Origin of the sequence: Filimonas effusa (assembly GCF_004118675.1) — a bacterium.
In the GTDB taxonomy this organism is placed as follows: domain Bacteria; phylum Bacteroidota; class Bacteroidia; order Chitinophagales; family Chitinophagaceae; genus Filimonas; species Filimonas effusa.
The window spans coordinates 1,155,234-1,173,700 of sequence record NZ_SDHZ01000001.1; the positions used below are offsets into that span (position 1 = coordinate 1,155,234).

The 18,467-nt window shown below is 46.1% G+C and carries 20 protein-coding genes; 12 read left to right on the forward strand and 8 right to left on the reverse strand.

Annotation, left to right across the window (positions count from 1 at the left end; genetic code table 11):
• Window positions 1–129: 129 nt before the first annotated feature.
• Together ESB13_RS04210 and ESB13_RS04215 are read right to left on the reverse strand one after the other, a co-directional pair.
• The gene (locus ESB13_RS04210) at window positions 130–1,329 is read right to left on the reverse strand and encodes a GTP-binding protein (RefSeq protein WP_129001771.1); all 1,200 of its coding nucleotides are present in this window, start codon (window positions 1,327–1,329) and stop codon (window positions 130–132) included.
• A 166-nt stretch (window positions 1,330–1,495) separates the two neighbouring features.
• A complete protein-coding gene (locus ESB13_RS04215; RefSeq protein ID WP_129001772.1) occupies window positions 1,496–1,879 on the reverse strand; it encodes a MerC domain-containing protein in 384 nt (127 codons plus the stop codon).
• Between the two features lie 160 nt (window positions 1,880–2,039).
• Between ESB13_RS04215 and ESB13_RS04220 the strand changes: the two genes are divergently transcribed.
• The 8 genes from ESB13_RS04220 (at window position 2,040) to ESB13_RS04255 (ending at window position 9,412) form a co-directional block, all read left to right on the forward strand.
• Entirely contained in the window at window positions 2,040–2,657 is a 618-nt protein-coding gene (locus ESB13_RS04220) for an ABC transporter ATP-binding protein (protein ID WP_129001773.1), read from the forward strand.
• On the forward strand, window positions 2,654–3,844 hold the full coding sequence (locus ESB13_RS04225; RefSeq protein ID WP_129001774.1) for an ABC transporter permease: 1,191 nt from the start codon (window positions 2,654–2,656) through the stop codon (window positions 3,842–3,844). Before ESB13_RS04220 ends, ESB13_RS04225 begins: the two co-directional genes overlap by 4 nt.
• Window positions 3,834–4,298 (forward strand): DUF3299 domain-containing protein, encoded by a 465-nt coding sequence (locus tag ESB13_RS04230; protein ID WP_129001775.1) that lies wholly within the window; start codon window positions 3,834–3,836, stop codon window positions 4,296–4,298. The genes ESB13_RS04225 and ESB13_RS04230 overlap by 11 nt, the downstream gene beginning before the upstream one ends.
• Window positions 4,299–4,504: 206 nt before the next feature.
• Window positions 4,505–5,701 (forward strand): PQQ-dependent sugar dehydrogenase, encoded by a 1,197-nt coding sequence (locus ESB13_RS04235; protein ID WP_129001776.1) that lies wholly within the window; start codon window positions 4,505–4,507, stop codon window positions 5,699–5,701.
• Window positions 5,702–5,728: 27 nt separating this feature from the next.
• A complete protein-coding gene (locus ESB13_RS04240; RefSeq protein ID WP_129001777.1) occupies window positions 5,729–6,139 on the forward strand; it encodes a c-type cytochrome in 411 nt (136 codons plus the stop codon).
• 127 nt (window positions 6,140–6,266) lie between these two features.
• Entirely contained in the window at window positions 6,267–6,830 is a 564-nt protein-coding gene (locus tag ESB13_RS04245; protein WP_129001778.1) for a TetR/AcrR family transcriptional regulator, read from the forward strand.
• Between the two features lie 52 nt (window positions 6,831–6,882).
• Window positions 6,883–8,121 carry a beta-ketoacyl-ACP synthase II gene (gene fabF, locus ESB13_RS04250; protein ID WP_129001779.1) on the forward strand — a complete coding sequence of 413 codons (1,239 nt, stop codon included), beginning with the start codon at window positions 6,883–6,885 and terminating at the stop codon, window positions 8,119–8,121.
• A gap of 112 nt (window positions 8,122–8,233) precedes the next feature.
• On the forward strand, window positions 8,234–9,412 hold the full coding sequence (locus ESB13_RS04255; protein ID WP_129001780.1) for a metallophosphoesterase: 1,179 nt from the start codon (window positions 8,234–8,236) through the stop codon (window positions 9,410–9,412).
• A 30-nt stretch (window positions 9,413–9,442) separates the two neighbouring features.
• On the opposite strand, the gene ESB13_RS04260 is transcribed toward ESB13_RS04255, so the two are convergent.
• The gene (locus tag ESB13_RS04260) at window positions 9,443–10,234 is read right to left on the reverse strand and encodes a mechanosensitive ion channel family protein (RefSeq protein WP_220399544.1); all 792 of its coding nucleotides are present in this window, start codon (window positions 10,232–10,234) and stop codon (window positions 9,443–9,445) included.
• 148 nt (window positions 10,235–10,382) lie between these two features.
• Here ESB13_RS04260 and gap point away from each other — a divergent pair, with 148 nt between their 5' ends.
• The gene (gene gap / locus ESB13_RS04265) at window positions 10,383–11,381 is read left to right on the forward strand and encodes a type I glyceraldehyde-3-phosphate dehydrogenase (protein ID WP_129001781.1); all 999 of its coding nucleotides are present in this window, start codon (window positions 10,383–10,385) and stop codon (window positions 11,379–11,381) included.
• Window positions 11,382–11,572: 191 nt separating this feature from the next.
• Here the strand turns inward: gap and ESB13_RS04270 are convergent, their stop codons facing one another.
• A complete protein-coding gene (locus ESB13_RS04270) occupies window positions 11,573–12,553 on the reverse strand; it encodes a GlxA family transcriptional regulator (protein WP_129001782.1) in 981 nt (326 codons plus the stop codon).
• 44 nt (window positions 12,554–12,597) lie between these two features.
• A complete protein-coding gene (locus tag ESB13_RS04275) occupies window positions 12,598–13,890 on the reverse strand; it encodes a Na+/H+ antiporter (RefSeq protein WP_129001783.1) in 1,293 nt (430 codons plus the stop codon).
• A 180-nt stretch (window positions 13,891–14,070) separates the two neighbouring features.
• Between ESB13_RS04275 and ESB13_RS04280 the strand changes: the two genes are divergently transcribed.
• A complete protein-coding gene (locus ESB13_RS04280; RefSeq protein WP_129001784.1) occupies window positions 14,071–14,763 on the forward strand; it encodes a hypothetical protein in 693 nt (230 codons plus the stop codon).
• A 151-nt stretch (window positions 14,764–14,914) separates the two neighbouring features.
• On the opposite strand, the gene ESB13_RS04285 is transcribed toward ESB13_RS04280, so the two are convergent.
• Window positions 14,915–15,478, reverse strand: a complete 564-nt coding sequence (locus ESB13_RS04285; RefSeq protein WP_129001785.1) for a hypothetical protein — start codon at window positions 15,476–15,478, stop codon at window positions 14,915–14,917.
• Window positions 15,479–15,744: 266 nt separating this feature from the next.
• On the opposite strand from ESB13_RS04285, the gene ESB13_RS04290 reads away from it, so the two are divergent.
• Window positions 15,745–16,509: a S1/P1 nuclease gene (locus ESB13_RS04290; RefSeq protein WP_129001786.1), complete on the forward strand. Its 765-nt coding sequence runs from the start codon at window positions 15,745–15,747 to the stop codon at window positions 16,507–16,509.
• 102 nt (window positions 16,510–16,611) lie between these two features.
• On the opposite strand, the gene ESB13_RS04295 is transcribed toward ESB13_RS04290, so the two are convergent.
• Both ESB13_RS04295 and ESB13_RS04300 read right to left on the reverse strand, forming a co-directional pair.
• Window positions 16,612–17,145 carry a YciE/YciF ferroxidase family protein gene (locus tag ESB13_RS04295; protein ID WP_129001787.1) on the reverse strand — a complete coding sequence of 178 codons (534 nt, stop codon included), beginning with the start codon at window positions 17,143–17,145 and terminating at the stop codon, window positions 16,612–16,614.
• Between the two features lie 30 nt (window positions 17,146–17,175).
• The gene (locus ESB13_RS04300) at window positions 17,176–17,415 is read right to left on the reverse strand and encodes a hypothetical protein (protein ID WP_129001788.1); all 240 of its coding nucleotides are present in this window, start codon (window positions 17,413–17,415) and stop codon (window positions 17,176–17,178) included.
• 274 nt (window positions 17,416–17,689) lie between these two features.
• Here ESB13_RS04300 and ESB13_RS04305 point away from each other — a divergent pair, with 274 nt between their 5' ends.
• Window positions 17,690–18,466: an Fpg/Nei family DNA glycosylase gene (locus ESB13_RS04305; RefSeq protein WP_129001789.1), complete on the forward strand. Its 777-nt coding sequence runs from the start codon at window positions 17,690–17,692 to the stop codon at window positions 18,464–18,466.
• Window position 18,467: the final 1 nt, after the last annotated feature.

Here is an 18,467-nt window from a genome sequence, read left to right on the forward strand (position 1 = left end):
CGTTCCTTTTCCGATACCCGTCTGCCGTCCGGTAACACGGAACGGCAGACGGGTATTTAACCAATAGCATAGCTTTCCACACATCCGCCACTGGCAGCAAAAAACCTCCCGGATTACATCGTCATTGTTCTACCAAACAGGAAAGCCATCCTTAAACCGGTGTCCTTTTTCCATTAATGCCACCTCGTCCGCATTACATAAACAGCCTTCCAGTTCAACAAGTAGCTTTGCTTTTTCAAGATCCTGGCCTATGATAACAAGTTCATTCATACGGTCTCCAAACCTCTTATCCCACTTGGCCTCTATAGTTTCCCGGTTCTCAACAAACCAACTGTAACGAGCCCTGTCCTGCGCAGGTATACTTACCCACCATACCCCTGCTTTTTCAGCACGTAAACTCCCGCCGGCCTGGCTGAAATTAAGAGCATCCGAAGGACGCGAAGCCAGCCAGAACATGCCTTTACTCCTGATAACATTGGTATGCCAGCCCGTATTAAGATAATGCCAGAACCTTTCAGGGTGAAACGGCCGCCGGCTGCGGAAAACAAAACTGCCGATACCATATTCCTCCGTCTCAGGAGTATGATAAGCTTTATTCAACTCCTCTATCCAGCCCGCACTTTGACTCGTGGTCTCAAAATCAAATAGGCCGGTATGAAGTATGTCATGCAGCGATACTTTGCCAAACGAGCTTTCTACTATTCTTGCCGCTGAATTTAACTTATGGATCATTGCCTTTAACATCCCCAGCTGATCCTGTTTCACCAGGTCGGTCTTGTTTAAAACGATAACATTGGCAAATTCTATCTGGTCTGTCAGTAAGTTCACTAGCGTACGGTAATCGCCCGGAATCGCTGTAACGCCGCGTTCCTGCAGGTTCTCGATGCTGCTGAAGTCTTTGATGAAATTGAAACAATCCACCACCGTCACCAGCGTATCTAACCTGCTGATCCTGGTCAGATCAATACCTTTGCCTTCATCCTGGTAAGTAAAGGTCTGTGCTATCGGTAACGGCTCACTGATCCCCGAACTTTCAATAAGCAGGTAATCAAACCTGTTCTCCAACGCAAGCTTCTCCACCTCTGCCAGCAGGTCTTCTCTTAACGTACAGCAGATGCACCCATTACTCATCTCCACCAGCTTTTCTTCAGTCCGGTGTAACGTGTTTTCATTTCGTACCAGTTGTGCATCGATGTTTACTTCACTCATATCGTTAACGATAACTGCTACGCGAAGCCCTTCTTTGTTATGTAATACATGGTTTAATAAGGTGGTTTTACCGGCCCCCAGAAAGCCGCTTAATACCGTTACAGGTAATTTGTTGATCATATAGGTGGTTATTGGTTTGAATGAGTAGGACGCGCAAAGCGGGTAGCTCCCGGCTGAAAAACGGGATCTGTAACAGGGTTCTTTTTCTTAGAACAGGCACACGGAGAGCTAAGCCCTGTACAGATAAACAGCAGGATGATAACAAGTAATAATGCGTTGCGTGAGCTTAACAGCATCGTTTGCATTTCCTGCGGTTACGAAGATGCGCTGCAACAAGAGCGATAGCCCCCGTTAACTTGAATGCCATTTCGGTAGCTTCCCGCTCTGCCAGGTTGCCGGCCGTTAATGCCGCTATCCCCGCAAGGAACAATAGGATGACCAGCTTACTCCTGTGAAAATGATAATACCCCCTGTAAATGGCCCAGCCGCCCAATAATGCTGAAATGGCGATGGTAACTATTTCTAAGGCCGTGTTCTCCAATAGCTCAATCCCCAGTAACGGCAAAGTGCCAAATAGTAAGGGCAATAAAATACAATGCACCGTACAGGCAAGAGAAGCGCCGATACTTATTTTATCCCATATCGGTTTATACACGTTTGCGTTCATCATACTATAGTTTAATCATTAGAAAATCAGGAAAGCATTAGAAGAGAGCCGGCAAAGTTGTTGTCTATTATTTGCAACGCAATTGCAAAACTATTACATTTGCAATATTGTTGCAAATGATAAGGGCATTTATTTTTTCATGCTCCCGTAAAAAAAGTTCATTATGCTAAGTACGCGTGCGTTATCTTATAGCTACGATGGGATACGGCATTTACATTATCCGGACCTGGATGCAGCGGCAGGTGAAACGCTGCTCGTCACGGGAATGTCGGGCTCTGGCAAGTCTACCTTGCTGCATTTGTTGGGCTCCCTGTTGTCTCCTTCGTCCGGAACGATATGGCTGAACGGAACCGAACTAACAGCACTGAAAGCCGCAAAAGCAGACCGGTTCAGAAAGGAAAACATTGGCATTGTTTTTCAGAAGGCTCATTTTATAAAAGCACTTTCTGTAAAAGATAACTTAAGGCTGGCCGCTCATGGCAGTAACGGGAACGATGCAAACCGGTTGATGCAGGAACTGGGAATAGCAGATCTGAAACATCGTGCACCAGCTACTTTAAGCCAGGGAGAACAGCAGCGCGCAGCCGTTGCACGTGCTTTGATAAACAGGCCTTCACTCTTGCTTGCCGATGAACCTACCAGCAACCTCGACGACCATAATGCTGCCCAGGTGATCCGCCTGCTGCAACAGCAGGCGCTGGCTGTTGCAGCAGCCCTCGTAATTGTAACACACGACTTTCGTTTAAAGCAGATCATTTCAAAATCCATTCATCTCTCATGATTCCCAGGCTCATCATACGAAACTTGCTTTATACGCCGCTTTCAACCCTCCTAAGCTTTGTGCTGTTATTATTTGGAGTAGGTATTATTTCAGTCCTGCTGAACTTAAATGAACAACTGGAACAAAAGTTCTCCGGCAGCCTGGCAAACATAGATATGGTCATAGGCGCCAAAGGAAGTCCCCTGCAACTGGTGTTATCAGCTGTCTATCACGCCGATGCCCCTACAGGTAACATCAAAGCTGCTGAAGTAGAAAAGGTGCTGAATAACCCTATGATTGAAAAAGCTGTTCCACTGGCATACGGCGATACGTATCAGGGTTTTAGTATTACGGGATCCGACAGTGGTTATATCAGCTTATACAATGGCAGGCTGAAGAAAGGCAGGCTATTCCGGCGAAAACTCGAAGCCGTACTGGGCAGTAATGTGGCGGCCGTCTCCGGCCTCGACGTCGATAGCACCTTCGCCGGAACGCATGGGCAAGGCGGTCACGTGCACGAAGATCAATTGTATACAGTAACCGGTATACTGCAGCCTACAGGAACTGTTTTAGACAATGTTGTAATTACAGATCTTGCTACCGTAAGAGCCATTCATGAACACGCCCACGAACACCATCGAGATCATCACGAAGAACAGGAAGAGGAAATCACAGCCGTACTGTTGAAATTCCGCAGCCCCATGGGCATTATGGTATTACCCAGGCTCATAAATGAAACCACTCAAATGCAGGCGGTATCTCCGTCACTCGAAATAAACCGGCTGATGAACCTGGTAGGAGTAGGGGTAGTAGTACTGCAATACGTGGCCGCGGCTATCATCGCAATGGCAGCATTGAGTGTATTTGTGGCCCTGCTAAACCGCCTGAAAGATCGCCGCTATGAAATAGCCATCATGCGAAGCCTGGGCTATAGCCGATGGCAGCTCTTTAGCATGCTGCTTGCGGAAGGATGGTTACTGGCGCTGGCAGGATTTGCAGGCGGACTGCTGTTAAGCAGGCTGGGCCTGTTGCTCCTGGATGCTTATACCGCCGGTGAATATCATTTCAATTGGCAGCTGTTCCGGTTCTCCACCGGCGAAGCCTCGCTGCTTCTGGCAGTGTCACTTGTTGGGATCATTGCCTCCCTCATTCCTGCGATAACTGCTTTCAGAATGGATCTCTCAAAAACATTGTCCCATGAATCATAGATCAATGAAACTACGCTTCTTATCTCTTACTGCCTGTATGTTACTCTCCTTCATCCAGGTGTCAGCCCCAGTTTACATCAACTGGAATGTATTGCAGGACGTTGAGTTCGAAGATAAATTTGTTAAAGAAGTGAATGGCCCGATGCTGTTTCCGAAATTTACGACAAGAATGAAAGCGTTAAACGGCAAACTCGTTACAGTACAGGGTTATGTGGTACCATTCGATCCTTCAGGCGCTAAAGTAGCGCTATCGGCAAATCCTTATGCCGCTTGTTTCTTTTGTGGTAAAGCAGGCCCCGCTTCCGTACTTACAGTTAACCTGAAAGAACCAAATAAAAAGTTTAAAACAGATCAATACCGGAGCTTCACAGGAAAACTGCGGTTGAACGACAGCGACATAAAAGAGTTCTACTATATCATAGACGACGCCGTAATGAGCGCCGTCCGCAAATAACACCGCTTCTTTTAAACGCCCCGTAATAACTCTGAAAGTTGGCAAATTGGTGAACAGCTGGTCCATTATATATTGCCCGTAACCGGGAACATTAAGCAGCTTCCCGGGGTAATCACCTGATTTTTTTACAAGTTCACAGATTTTCAGCAAAAACTGGTTCCAGTATTCCCAATTATTCAGAACTTAGGCTTATAACACACATATGTATGAGTAAGGCGAAATCCGTTCTTTTGAATGGAATCTTTTTCTGCCTGGCAGCTTCTGGTTTGAAAGCCCAGGAATCAGTAGAAACAAAGAGTCCTAATTCCGATTATAAACCCGCATTTCAGGGACAAACACGCATTAACGCGGTAAGCACAAAAACACCATATAAGTTTGAGGTACTGACGTCTTCATTACAAAGCCCCTGGGGAATCACCCAATTGCCGGATGGCCGCTTCCTTATTACCGAAAAACGCGGCAATATGAGAATTGTAACCGCAGCAGGTGTAATAGGCGAAGCTATAGCAGGTGTTCCACAGGTGAATAGCGGCGGCCAAGGCGGCCTCATGGGCATTTGCCTCGATCCTCATTTTGCAGAAAACAGAATGGTGTACTGGGCTTTCTCTGAAAAAACAGCCACAGGCAACCAAACTGCTGTGGCCAAAGGAAAGCTCTCTGCCGATGAAAAAAGCCTGGAAGGAGTAACTGTCATTTTCCGCGCAACGCCAGCCTTTGGCAGTGTATTGCATTATGGCGGCCGGGTGATGTTTTCAAAAGAAGGTTACCTGTTGGTAACAACAGGCGAACGCTCCGACCTGGTTAGCCGTCCGCAGGCGCAACAACTTAACTCCGCATTGGGTAAGGTTATCCGCATCACTGCCGATGGTAAGCCTGCCCCCGGCAACCCTTTCGCAAACAACCAAAACGCCAGGCCCGAAATATATTCCTATGGTCACCGTAATGTACAAGGTATTGCTATTCACCCCGCTACCGGCGATATATGGGAAACCGAATTTGGCCCGAGAGGCGGCGACGAACTGAACCGCATCGAAGCTGGGAAAGATTATGGATGGCCGGCAATAACCTATGGCATTGAATACCGCGGCACAAAAGTAGGAGAGGGCATTCAGCAAAAGCAAGGAATGGAGCAACCGGTTTATTATTGGGATCCGGTGATCTCTCCCAGTGGTATTACATTCTACAGTGGTAAAGACATGCCGGAATGGAACAACAACCTGTTTATAGCCTGCCTCAGCGGTATGCATATCTGCCGCCTGGTGATCGAAAACAATAAGGTGGTAGGTGAAGAAAGATTGCTCTCCGAAGAATACCAGCGCTTCAGGGATCTCAAACAGGGAGCAGACAACGCTTTGTATGCCATTACAGACCAGGGAAGGCTATACAGGATCTCTAAGAAATAAAACGCAGCAGTAAATAATAACATAGGTATGATGCGAAACAGAATTCTGATCCCGGCATTGTTAACAGGTATCTTTTGCTGCTTTACATTCTTTCAGCAGGATGGCCTGTCAGCCAGCATGCAAAGAGGTAAAACCGTCTATAGATCCACCTGCATATCGTGCCACATGCCGGAAGGACAAGGCCTGGAAGGACGGTTCCCGCCACTTGTTCAAACAGGAAGGTTATCCGATAAAAAAAGATTGATCAATATCATTTTTAACGGACTCAAAGGCCCGATCACCATTAAAGGCACTGAATACAACGAAGAAATGATGCCCTTAACGCTAAGCGATCAGGACGCTGCCGATGTCCTGAACTATATCCGGAATAGCTGGGGCAATAAAGCGCCTGCTATCAGTATCAATGACGTTAAAAAGCTGAAAAAGCTGCAACAATAGGGCACCCTGCCCGTTATAAGACAGCTTTGAAAGGAAACGATCAAAGCCGTCTTATGCTCGACAGACCGCTTTCAAAAAGAAAAGTGAAAATAGACAGACCTGTCTGTTTAATGCGTAGCTTTGCTTTATGAAGGACTCGGAAACCAGGACGCGTATCCTGCAAACGGCGAAACGTTTATTCTACGAACAGGGTTATAATAATACCGGCATCAACCAGGTTATTGATGAAGCAGGTATCGCCCGTGCCTCTCTCTATCATCATTTTTCCTCTAAACGCGACCTGCTGACGGCCTATCTCGAAGAAATGAGCGAACAGTTCGTCAAAGAACTGAATGTCCACTTATCGCCATTAAAAGAACCCCGTAAAAGATTACTCGGCTTTTTCGACTACTGGATCGAAAAGCAATACAACACTTCATTTGGAGGTTGTCACGTCGTGAAGATCAGCGCCGAAGCCATTAAAGCAGACCAGGTCCTTTTTCAGCAGGCCGCCACACATAAAGAAAACCTGAAGCAGTTTATTGCAACACAGGTAAACCTGCTGCCGGCCAGGGAATCACAATCCTTGACTAAAGAACTGCTGACAGAAACACTGTTCCTGCTGCTGGAAGGCGCCATCGTTAACGCTACCATCCAGCGAAACAACGAGCCGCTAAAACAAGCCCGTAAGATAGCTGCAAGATTGATTTAATTTTTTTGTCCAATAAATAGACAGACTTGTCTGTTCTGAAAATATAGGTAATATGAAAAGAGTAGTTATAACCGGCCTGGGCGCTTTAACGCCAATAGGGAATGACCTCAGCACTTTCTCCGCTGCATTGATGGCAGGCAAAAGCAGCGCTGCCACCATTACGCGTTTCGATGCATCCCTGTTCAGAACAAGGTTTGCCTGCGAACTGAAAGATTTTGATGTAACAGCTCATCTTAACAAAGCGGATATCAAACGCACCGACCCCTTTACGCAATATGCACTGGTAGCGGCCGCAGAAGCCATTAAAGATTCAGGCTTCAAAGCCATTTCAATGGACCCGTTCGATATAGGCGTTATCTGGGGTACAGGGCAAGGCGGCATGACAACCTTTGAAGAACAGGTTACCGAATATGCACAAGGCAACGGGCAGCCCCGTTTCAGCCCTTTCTTCGTTCCCCGCCTCATACCCAATATGGCATCAGGAATGATCTCCATCTGTCATGGTTTTATGGGTATCAACTACACCACCATATCGGCCTGCGCCACCTCCAATTCCGCCATTATGGATGCCTTTAATTATATCCGCTTGGGCAAGGCTACCATTATCGTAACCGGCGGATCCGAAGCGCCTGTCACGCCGGCATCTATAGGCGGCTTCTGCGCCATGAAAGCAATGTCCGCAAACAACGACAGCCCGGCAACCGCATCCCGTCCCTTCGACGCGGATAGAGATGGCTTTGTCATGGGAGAGGGAGCAGGCGCACTTGTATTGGAAGAATATGAACACGCGGTAAAAAGAGGAGCACATATCTATGCCGAAATAAAAGGCGCTTCCATGACCGCCGATGCTTATCATACTACCGCTACACATCCGGAAGGTATTGGCGCAGCCAAAGCAATGGAACTTGCTTTAAAAGAAGCGCAGCTGAACATAGATCAGGTCGACTATGTCAATATGCACGCCACCTCAACACCTGTTGGCGATCTTTCTGAGATCAGGGCATTACAAAGTGTAACCGGTAATAACAAAATGCCCCTGTTAAGTGCTACCAAATCAATGACCGGTCATTTACTGGGTGCAGCCGGCGCTATAGAAGCCATTGCCTGTATCATGGCTATAACACAACAACTGATACCGCCTACTATCAATACCCAACGGCTCGACCCCGCCATTCCCGCCGGCCTGCCGCTGGTCACAGGTGCAGCCCGGGAATATCCTGTTAAAGTTGCCATGAGCAACACCTTTGGTTTCGGAGGACATAACAGCATTGTAATCTTTGGTAAATTATGATAGTACGATGCCACGGCTAAACTTTTTTGTTAAAGCTTAAATTAACGATGAACGCCCTTGGCATTGTTTTTTATTCACCCGTATTTTAAATATTTACGCATTCTTTATATAAATGGCTAAACGACTCCCTTTGATCATCCTGCTCTGGTTGGGCGCTGATCTTTATTTCTACCAGGCGATACAAACTGTTACTAGTTCAGGTGCATTTGTATGGCTTTATTGGCTCATAGACCTGCTGCTGATAGGTGGCATCGTGAGCGTTATCTTCGTAAAACGTGGTTCGGAACTACAACAGACATTGATCACCTGGCTCATGGGATTAATGTTACTAGCCCTTATTCCACGTTTATTCTCGGTGCCTGTGCTGCTGGCCGAAGACATCATCAGGCTGTTCCGCAGCTTCCCGCCAAGAGCGGTTTGGGCCAGTGAGCTAACACTGGGTATCGCCGCAGTGCTGTTCCTGACAGTGTTATTTGGCATCACACGTGGAAGGCATTTCTACCGGGTAAGACGCGAAACCATTTCTTTCCCCGATCTGCCCGAAGCATTCGATGGGTTTACCATCACCCAGATAACGGATGTGCATTCAGGCAGCTTTACCAATGCAGCCGGTGTGCAGAAAGGTCTTGACCTCGTCAACGCACAGCATAGCGATGTTATTCTTTTCACCGGCGACCTTGTCAACCACCAGGCCTCTGAAATGGATAGATGGATTCCTGCTTTCTCCGGCCTGAAAGCGCCGATGGGTAAGTTCTCCGTACTCGGCAACCACGATTACGGTGATTATATTCAGTGGGAAACAACCGAAGCAAGAGACGCCAACCTGGCCCGCCTGAAACAAATTCATGGAGAGATTGGCTTCCGCCTGCTGCTCGATGAAGCTGTTATACTTCAGAAAGGCGGCCAGTCTATTGTGCTGCTGGGCGTAGAAAACTGGGGCAAAGGCGGCTTCCATAAATACGGCGATCTGAAAAAAGCAACTGCAGGTGTACCCGATGACGCTTTTAAGATCCTCATGTCACACGACCCTTCTCATTGGGAAGGGGTAACACTCGGACATCATCAGCACATTCACCTTACGCTTTCAGGACATACACATGGTATGCAGTTTGGCGTTGAGCTTTTCGGCTTTAAGTGGAGCCCTATCAAATATGTTTACAAACAATGGGCAGGCCTTTACCAGCAGGGAAGCCGCTTCTTATATGTCAACCGCGGCTTCGGCTTCCTGGGTCTCAAAGGCCGTATTGGCATGTGGCCCGAAGTAGCAGTGATAACATTGAAGCGTAAATAGGAGACCACTTTGATGGTAGCCGCTGTTTACTCACAACCCTGGCAGTTTTACTCCCTGCTGTTTAAGATGCTCGATGATCTCTTCCTGGAGCTTCAGGCGCACATCATGAAAGCCGTGTGCTTCTATCCAGGCATTGATGATCAGCTTATAACCATCCGGCTCAATAACCGAAACTCCAATCCTCGGAGCCGGATCTTTTTTAACGGCTTCTGTTCTGCCAAGCAGGCTCCTGATAATGCCTTCCGCTTGCTGGAAATCGACAGTAAAGGGAAACTTTAATTCTATATCCAGGCGGCGCTTGCCTTCTGCGCTAAGATTTATGATGAGCTCATTCGACAGTTTGCTGTTGGGTATGATTACTGTCCTGTTATCGTAAGTGGTTAGGGTTGTATAAAACACCCGGATATCTGTTACCGTACCTTCCTGCCCCTGCGCAATGATATTGTCGCCCACCGTATAAGGTTTCATGATCAGTATCAATAGGCCACTCGTGAAATTCTGGAGCGTGCCGCTTAAAGCCAGGCCGGCTGCAACACCTAATGCACCTACCAGGGTGGCAAAAATAGTTAACGGGTAACCAGCTACCTGTATCACGAGTAGAATCAGTAATATTTGCAAAACGCCAAAAACCAGGCTTCTTAAAAACGGCTGTAACGAAGGGTTAAGTGATTTGCGCTGCATACTGCCCGTCATCCTTTTCCGTATAATCCGTATCAGCCATTGACCGATCAGGAATACAACAATCGCCAGGATGAGTTTGGGACCGGTTATGATCAGCCAGTCGTAAAATTTATCCCAGAGCTTATCAACATCTATTTTCATAGGAATATTTTGACGTTTATAGGTAAAAAATTGTGCCAGTTAATACTATTAGCAGGGATTTATAGATTCTACAAATGGCAGCAATTGCCGGAATATTGTCATTTAAGACAACGGCAACGATAGGTAACTTTGATGAAAAATAAAGGTTATGATTAAAGTTGCTATTAACGGATTTGGCCGGATCGGACGTCTGGCTTTCCGTGAAATGATAGGAAATGATCAGTTGGAGATTGTTGCTATTAACGATTTAAGCGCCCCTTCCATGTTAGCCTACCTGCTGAAATATGACTCCATCCAGGGACAATTCAAAAGGGATATCAGCCATAACGATCAGGCACTGATTGTCGACGGAAAAGAAATTAAAGTACTCGCCGAACGCGATCCCCGTAAACTTCCCTGGGCACACTACCAGGTAGATCTTGTCCTGGAATGTACCGGCATTTTTGAATCAAGAGAAAAAGCTTCCGCACATCTGGAAGCAGGAGCAGGAAAGGTCATTATTTCCGCACCTTCAGACAAAGATGTAAAAACGATTGTTTATAATGTTAATCACCAGCTGCTCGATAGTACCGACAACCTCATCAGCTGTGCCTCCTGTACCACAAACTGTTTGGCGCCGATGGCTAAAGTGCTGAACGATAACTTCGGGATTGTGGCAGGCCAGATGACCACTATTCATGCTTACACCAACTCCCAGCCGTTAATGGATACCCCGGATCCTAAATTGGGCTATCGTAAGTCAAGAGCAGCGGCAGACAGCATTATTCCTTATACTACCGGCGCTGCAAAGGCTATCGGCCTGGTTGTTCCTGAATTAAACGGTAAACTCGACGGTTCATCACAACGGGTTCCAACGCATTCCGGATCACTTGTTGAATTGTTCACTATCCTTGAAAAAGAAGTAAGTGTAGAGGAGGTGCATGCAGCGATGCTGGCAGCTTCCAATGAATCATATGGTTATACCAGCGATCCTATTGTATCTGCCGATGTAATAGGTATGAACTACGGTTCACTTTTCGATGCTACGCAAACTAAAATAGTGACGGTAGGAGGTAAGCAGCTGGTAAAAACTGCATCCTGGTACGATAACGAAATGTCTTTTGTTTCCCAGATGGTACGCACCGCAGTTTACTTTGGCGCATTGTAAATGTCCGCCGGAGCAACATCCGCTACCGCATGTTTCATGTAGTGGATGACTGCTTTCCTTCATCGGACCGCATTATTTAAAACTGGTTGACAGGCAGCCTGCAGGGTAAGCGCTAAGGATCCGCTTCCATTGCAGGCTTTTTTTCTGCAATCACGACATGGGTTGCCACAACCAATATACTGGCTTAGCTTTTATACAAGGGCGGAAGCAAAGCTTCTCCGGTATTCGCTTGGTGTAATTTTTAAATGGCGCAGGAACAATCTTCTCAAATTATCAGCACTGCCAAGGCCGCAATCGCTGGCAATGTCATCCATTGTCAGATGGGTTTCTTCCAGCTGTTGCCTGGCCGTTTCCAGCCTTACTTTCTCTACATATTTTGCAGGCGTAACACCTGTTTCTTTCAGGAATACACGCGCAAAGTTCCGCGGGCTCATAGCCGCCTGCCCGGCTAATGCTTCTACGCCAAGATCTTTATCCAGATGCATCATGATCCATTCCTGGATCTCCTGGATGGGCTTATAGTCAACCGCCTGGTGCATCAGTATATTGCTGAATTGCGATTGATTGCCGGGGCGTTTAAGATATAATACCAGCAACCGGGCTATTGCAACGGCTACATCCCTGCCAAAATCTTCTTCTACCAGGGCCAGTGATAAGTCTATGCCGGTAGAGATGCCTGCCGAAGTATAAATATTACCATCCTTTACATAAATGGGATCTCTTTCTACTTTTACCTGTGGGTACAACTTTGCCATTTTATCATACACCTGCCAATGGGTAGTGGCCCTGCGTCCATTGAGCAAACCGGCTTCCGCCAGTATAAAAGCGCCGGCACATATGGAGCCGATACGCCGGATCTTGTTGGCGCGCTTCTTCAGCCATTCCAGCAGCTTAACAGGAATTTCAATCGTATAGGAACCTCGTCCCGCAATTAAAACAGTATCTACAGGGTAGTTGATGGATGACAGCCCACCCTCGCATACGATAGGAAGTCCTGAGGACGTCGTTACGATGGAAGCGCCGTCAACAGACAATACATGAGCTGCATACGACTGTTTTATAGAAGGCATATCACTGCTGATATAAGCCGCTGTTCGTGTAAACACTTCAAGCGGACCGGCTACGTCCAGTATAGACGTCATTGGCGGAACGATGATCACAATATGTTTCATACAGTGGCATTTAAACCTGGGATCTTACCCTTTGTTCACTTATCCTATACGCTGCTAAACGATTTAGTTTTGGGAACACGACCTCCATCTTTGGGCCTGGCAATTAAAGGCAGCAACAGGCCCTGGCCTACAATGGTGATCAGCACTACTACGGTGGTAATGTAGAGAATAGCGCTTTTCATGGGAAATACAGTTCCATCTTCCAGCCTGTTAGGTAAACCTATGGCAATGGCAAGGGAGATAATACCTCGCATGCCCGACCAGCTGATAACCATGCTATCCTGGAAACTAAGTAATATGGATTCCGGGATAGCTCTTCTCACAGGGGCATATTTTTGTTTTTCAAATGCTTTATGCAGCTTGCGCCTGTTGGCAAAAACACTGAGTGTGCGTAATAGTAAAGCCGTAATGGTTAAAAGAAGTCCGTACCCCGCATAAACCCAGAGCTGGCTGCTATCCAGTTCTCTTATCACAATAGGCAACTCCAGGCCAATCAAAATAAAGATCAGGCCATTCAACAGGAAGCTGATCGTATCCCAGACGGTTTCGGACTGCATTTTTATTTTATCGGGAAACCTTTCCGCGCTTAAACGGGAAAGATTGAAACCCAACGTTACTACAGCAATAACACCAGAGCTATGAAAATGCTCCGCTACAAGATAAGTGACAAACGGAGCAAGTAATATCAGGCTTAGAACGGCAATAGCATTACTGCGTATGGCGCGAAGTACGATAGCCAGTATCCTGGCTATCACAAGACCAATGAGAAAGCCGCCGGCCAACAGTATCAGGAAGGCCAGCGAGGCCTTCCACAACACAAATGCAGTACCCGATAGCGCTGCCAGGGCAAACCTGTAAGCCACCAGTGCCGATGCATCGTTAAGCAGGCTTTCACCTTCCAGTATCGTCGTCGTCGTCCTGGAAAGCTTCAGGCCTTTGGTAATACTAAGTGCAGCCACCGCATCCGTAGATGCCAGGATAGCACCAAGAATAAAAGCCAGCGGCCACGACATGCCCGGAATAAAGATATGTGCGATAACCGCAATGCCGGCTGTAGTAACAAATACCAGGCTGAAGGCTAATGACGAAATGATATATAGATTTTCCCTGAAATCTTTCGCAGGTATCTTAAATGCGGCGTCATACAGCAGCGGCGGCAGAAACAGCAGGAAAATGATCTCTGAATCTATCTGTATCTCCGGCATCGAAGGCAGGAAGCCAATTGCTATGCCTGCAATGATAAGCACGATGGGGGCCGCTACTTTTATCCTTTCCGCCAGCGTGCTCAAGATGATGATCACGCTTAATATCACCAGTATAACTGCATAATTCTCCATACATCAATAGCTCCTCAGCCGGTTTTATAATATATAATGTATAAAAACAGGAATATACGCAAAAACCAACATTTTCAGATCACGCTGCTTTCATCTTGTTGTTATAGAGTCATTTTTTCAATAACACATATGCATAAACCTTTGATTATTGTTTATATTAGCATCACCAACCCAACCTTTATGCTTTCAAATGAGATTACTCCTGCAAATGGCAGTCATAGAGATAATACACTTAGCACCTACCGGAAGTTCAACGACAAAGCATTGGCGGCAGAATTGATCGAAATGTTGAAAAACAAAGGCATCATTTACGAACTGGAAGACAGTACGCAATTTTTCGATCCCAGCTATGCCTATAATGAAGCCACCATGGAAATCAGGATACGATTGCAGCAGGAAGACTTTGACAAAGCCGATGAAATGCTGGCGGAGTATTACAAACCCATATTAGACAGCCTTGAAAAGGATTATCATCTTTATTCCTTTACCGACGAAGAATTGATGGATGTAGTCGCTAAACCCGATGAATGGGGCATAGTAGATCAGTTGCTTGCTCCCAGGATTCTGAAAGAAAGGGGAATAGAACTAACACAACAGGTCATTGGAATGTTGAAACGAAACCGGCTAAAAGACCTTGAAAAAACCGAAGAAGCTCCCAGGTACCTTATTCTGATCGGTTATACTTCATCCCTGTTGGGCGGATTATTAGGTATCATCATCGGCTGGCATCTTAGCTTCTTTAAGAAAACATTACCCGACGGAACCAGGCACTACGCCTATAGAACATCCGATCGCGATCATGGTACCCGTATGATCTTACTTTCTGCAATCGTGCTCATTAGTCTTACCATATGGCTTTACTGGGGAGAATAACTAAAGACTGTACCCCCGATAAAATGCCCCTTATTTCTGCGTCCGGCTCACCCGTTACACGTTTCAAACGCTGGAAACTCGTCATCCTTGCTTCATTGGTCAGCGCCAGGTTATCAAAAAGTAAAGAGGCGTATTATTACTATTCATAAGTTTATCTGTTTGCTTTCTTCTGATGAGATGGTGAATTGGTATACGGCATTTTAATTTCCAGGTCTGCCGGCTTATCTTTTGTCTGGTTTTTTTTACCAGCATAAGATACCATGATGGAAATTAATGCCCCTGCACCAAAATTGCAGATCACCGCATTTATAAAGATCAGGAATAGCAAGCTGGAAGGGCGTTGGGTTTCTGCATTCGCCGGTGCGTTATTTAATATGCTGTCCGGAACTCTTGTCGAAAACAAACCAGGAAAGAAAAAAAGCGTCATTACCAACGCACCTGTCACCGATAAAATAACGCCTGCAAGTGTGGTTAAATGACCTGCTATCAGCATCGAAACAGCCCTCCGTTTATCATAAGGACGATATAACAGCTTCATGTTGTAATAAAATATGACCAGGAAAAACAAGGCGTTGCCTATATACAGGTAATAACTGTTTTCATACTTGTTGTTTTCAAGATAAAAGAACATAGGTATGCTGTAAAGCGCAGCTGCCAATAAGCCAAAAAGGCTGTATTCTGTTAAATGTCTTTTATTAAAAGTTGGTGTGTACATAAACTGGCTTTTTACTAAGCAGTAAAAAATTATACCCTCTTCTGCAGTGCAATGGAATAGTTTTAACTACGAAGTGTAATTGGACATTTATTCCCCCCTTTTGGGTCTTAAATGCCATCTCCCTCACATTATCTGGTCTGGCAATCGGCAGGCAGAAACAGCAGGAAATTTAATTTTACACCTGCTATTAGAAGATTTTACCGGATTTCGCAGCGCCATCCTCATTTTCAACAAATCATATCGGTTCATGTCGCTAACTTTGCAGCATGAACCGATATGTAGTATCCCTGACAATCATTGCTTTTAGTATTATTCATCTTTCCTGGGGCGCCAAAGGCCATCGTACCGTAGCATTCATAGCAGAGAAGCATTTATCGCCGAAGGCTAAAGCCGCAGTAACAGCTTGTTTACAAGGCGAAGCCATAGAAAACGCCGCTACCTGGCCCGATGAAAACCGAACGAACGAAAATGCCCAGTGGCATTTCATCAACCTGCCATTGGGGTTGAACTACGAAAAGTTTGTTACCTATGTAAAAGGGCAGAACGGCACTATTTATACAGCCTACCTGGATGCCAAAGCAACCCTGGCCAATAACAATGCATCTGCAGCACAGAAGCACGACGCATTGAGATTTGTGATTCATCTTGTTGGCGACGCACACCAGCCCATGCATGTTTCCCGTAAAGAAGATAAGGGCGGCAATACAATCCAGGTGCGTTTTAACGGAGAAGGAACTAACCTCCATTCTCTTTGGGACAGCAGGCTCATTTCCTACGAAGGACTAACTGAGGCACAAATGGCCGATCATTACGATAACGCTTCCAAAAGGCAGGTCGCAAAATGGCAAAATGATGACATCATGCAATGGCTTTGGGAAAGCTACCAGCTGAGCAGTCATATTTATAAGAAAACGGCTTCCGGACAAGAGATCAGCAAAGACTACTATAAGAAAAATATCAAAATTATTCACAAGCGCATAGCTCAGGCTGGTATCAGGCTGGCAGGTGAACTGAACAAAATATTCAACTAAACAACAATAACTTGAAAAAGTCCTTTAACCGGTAAGATTAAAGGACTTTTTTATGCCCGGCCTGGTGCCTTTCTACCGGAAAATTCCTGATTCCACTAAGGTTTAAACTTGTGCTACAGGCTCTTTACTTGCTTCGTAATTAATATGTTCTTCAGCTATTCCTGTTAATATCAGATCGGTTTCTTTTTCTTCGGAAAGAATGTTTTCAAACACACTTGCAATTTCCGGTTCGCCGATGGTTCTCGCCAGTGTAGCAAGGCTGCCATAACAAGCTATTTCATAGTGTTCTACTTTTTGTGCCGCAATGATTAATGCAACATCTCGTTGTGCAGTTCCTTCTTCGGTTTCATCGATGACCTGCCACCCTTCATCAAACAATCCCTGCAAACCTGCACTGGGCTCCGGATTGGCAGACTGGTTAATTTTCCTGAAAACATCTTCCAGCAGCTTTCCATGATTTTGTGTTTGTTCAATATGTGTGCTGAAACAACGTTTCAGATCGGTATTGGTAGCATGGTCACGCATGGTTGCCAATACGTTTGCCAACTGCTGTTCCGACCAGTATATCTCCTGCAGCATCGTACGGAAGAATTCTTCCAGTCGTGAAAATGACGCGTTTTTCCCTACTGTTTCCATAGTAGTTTTTTTTAAGTGAAAATTGGTTAGTTAGTCATGCCCTTCCGTTTTCACGATCTTATTATAGATCCCAAAGAGTAAAAACGGAGCAGCCCATTGCCCTACAAATAAGCTTAGATGTTTCCTTCCCAAACATTTTAATGTTAGCGATACCCCCATCGCCGCAATTGATGCAGTGAGGAATAGCGCAGAGGGAAGTTTAGCAGTGTGTGCTTCAAGCTTTTTCGTAACCTCGCCTTCTTCCTGTTGTGTGTTTAGTAAGTCGGTCATATTTACCTCCTTTTTTGAACAGGCCCGCTAACTGATGTTATGGCCTGAATGATTAAAAATAGATATTCTGCTTATACGCCGGAGCCTGCAACCCTGGCTGCACTTCGGCAGCGATAGCTACATAAAAACTATTCCCTGCCCGAAGTGTGCCGGGATAACATTATCTATTTGTGGATAGAATTAATTATGCCCCGTTTTATGGTCAGTGCCATCTTATAATAAAATCATTCCGGCTCATTCCCGGCGTGGCATAGAATATGAAGCGTTTCTGGCTATGCCGGAATTACCAGATCTACAAGTATTCAGCAGCAATCTTACCAGGCTGCTTTCAGGGAAAACACTGCAACGCATAACAGTGAAGTTGAAACGCAGCGCCACACCGGCTGCTGCTTTTAAAAAGGCCCTCGAAAAGCAGGAACTGGAGCAGGTGTACCGCGAGGGTAAAGAGCTGCACTTCTCATTCCGCAATGGAGCGGTACTGGGTATGCACCTTATGTTGCGGGGGCAGCTGCATTTGTTCGGGGAAAAAACAAACGCCAAACATGCTATCGCCACCTTATTGTTTACCGATGGCGACGCCCTTGTTTTAAGCGACTACCAGGGGCTGGCAACTGCTGCTCTTAATCCACCCCACGCGGAGGCTCCTGATGCGCTTTCAGCAGATTTTACACGGGCCTATCTCCGGCAACAACTGTCAGGCTCCCGGGCAAAGATCAAACAGTTGTTGCTCAACCAGAAAGTTGTAAGGGGAATTGGCAACGCATATGCCGATGAAATACTGTGGAAAGCCCGTATTTCGCCATTTTCCATTGCAGGTAAAATTCCTCCTGCAGCAGTACAGAAGCTGGCCCGTGCCATTCCCAAGGTGCTGAAAACTGCTGAAAAGCAGATCCGGAAATCACACCCCGGTATTATAAGCGGAGAAGTAAGGGACTTCCTGCTGATTCACAACCAACACCAGACGCATAGCCCCGGCGGCGCTGCAATAGAACATAAAAGCAGCGGCGGCAGAAAAACGTATTATACCCGCGAACAGGAATTGTTTCTCTAAA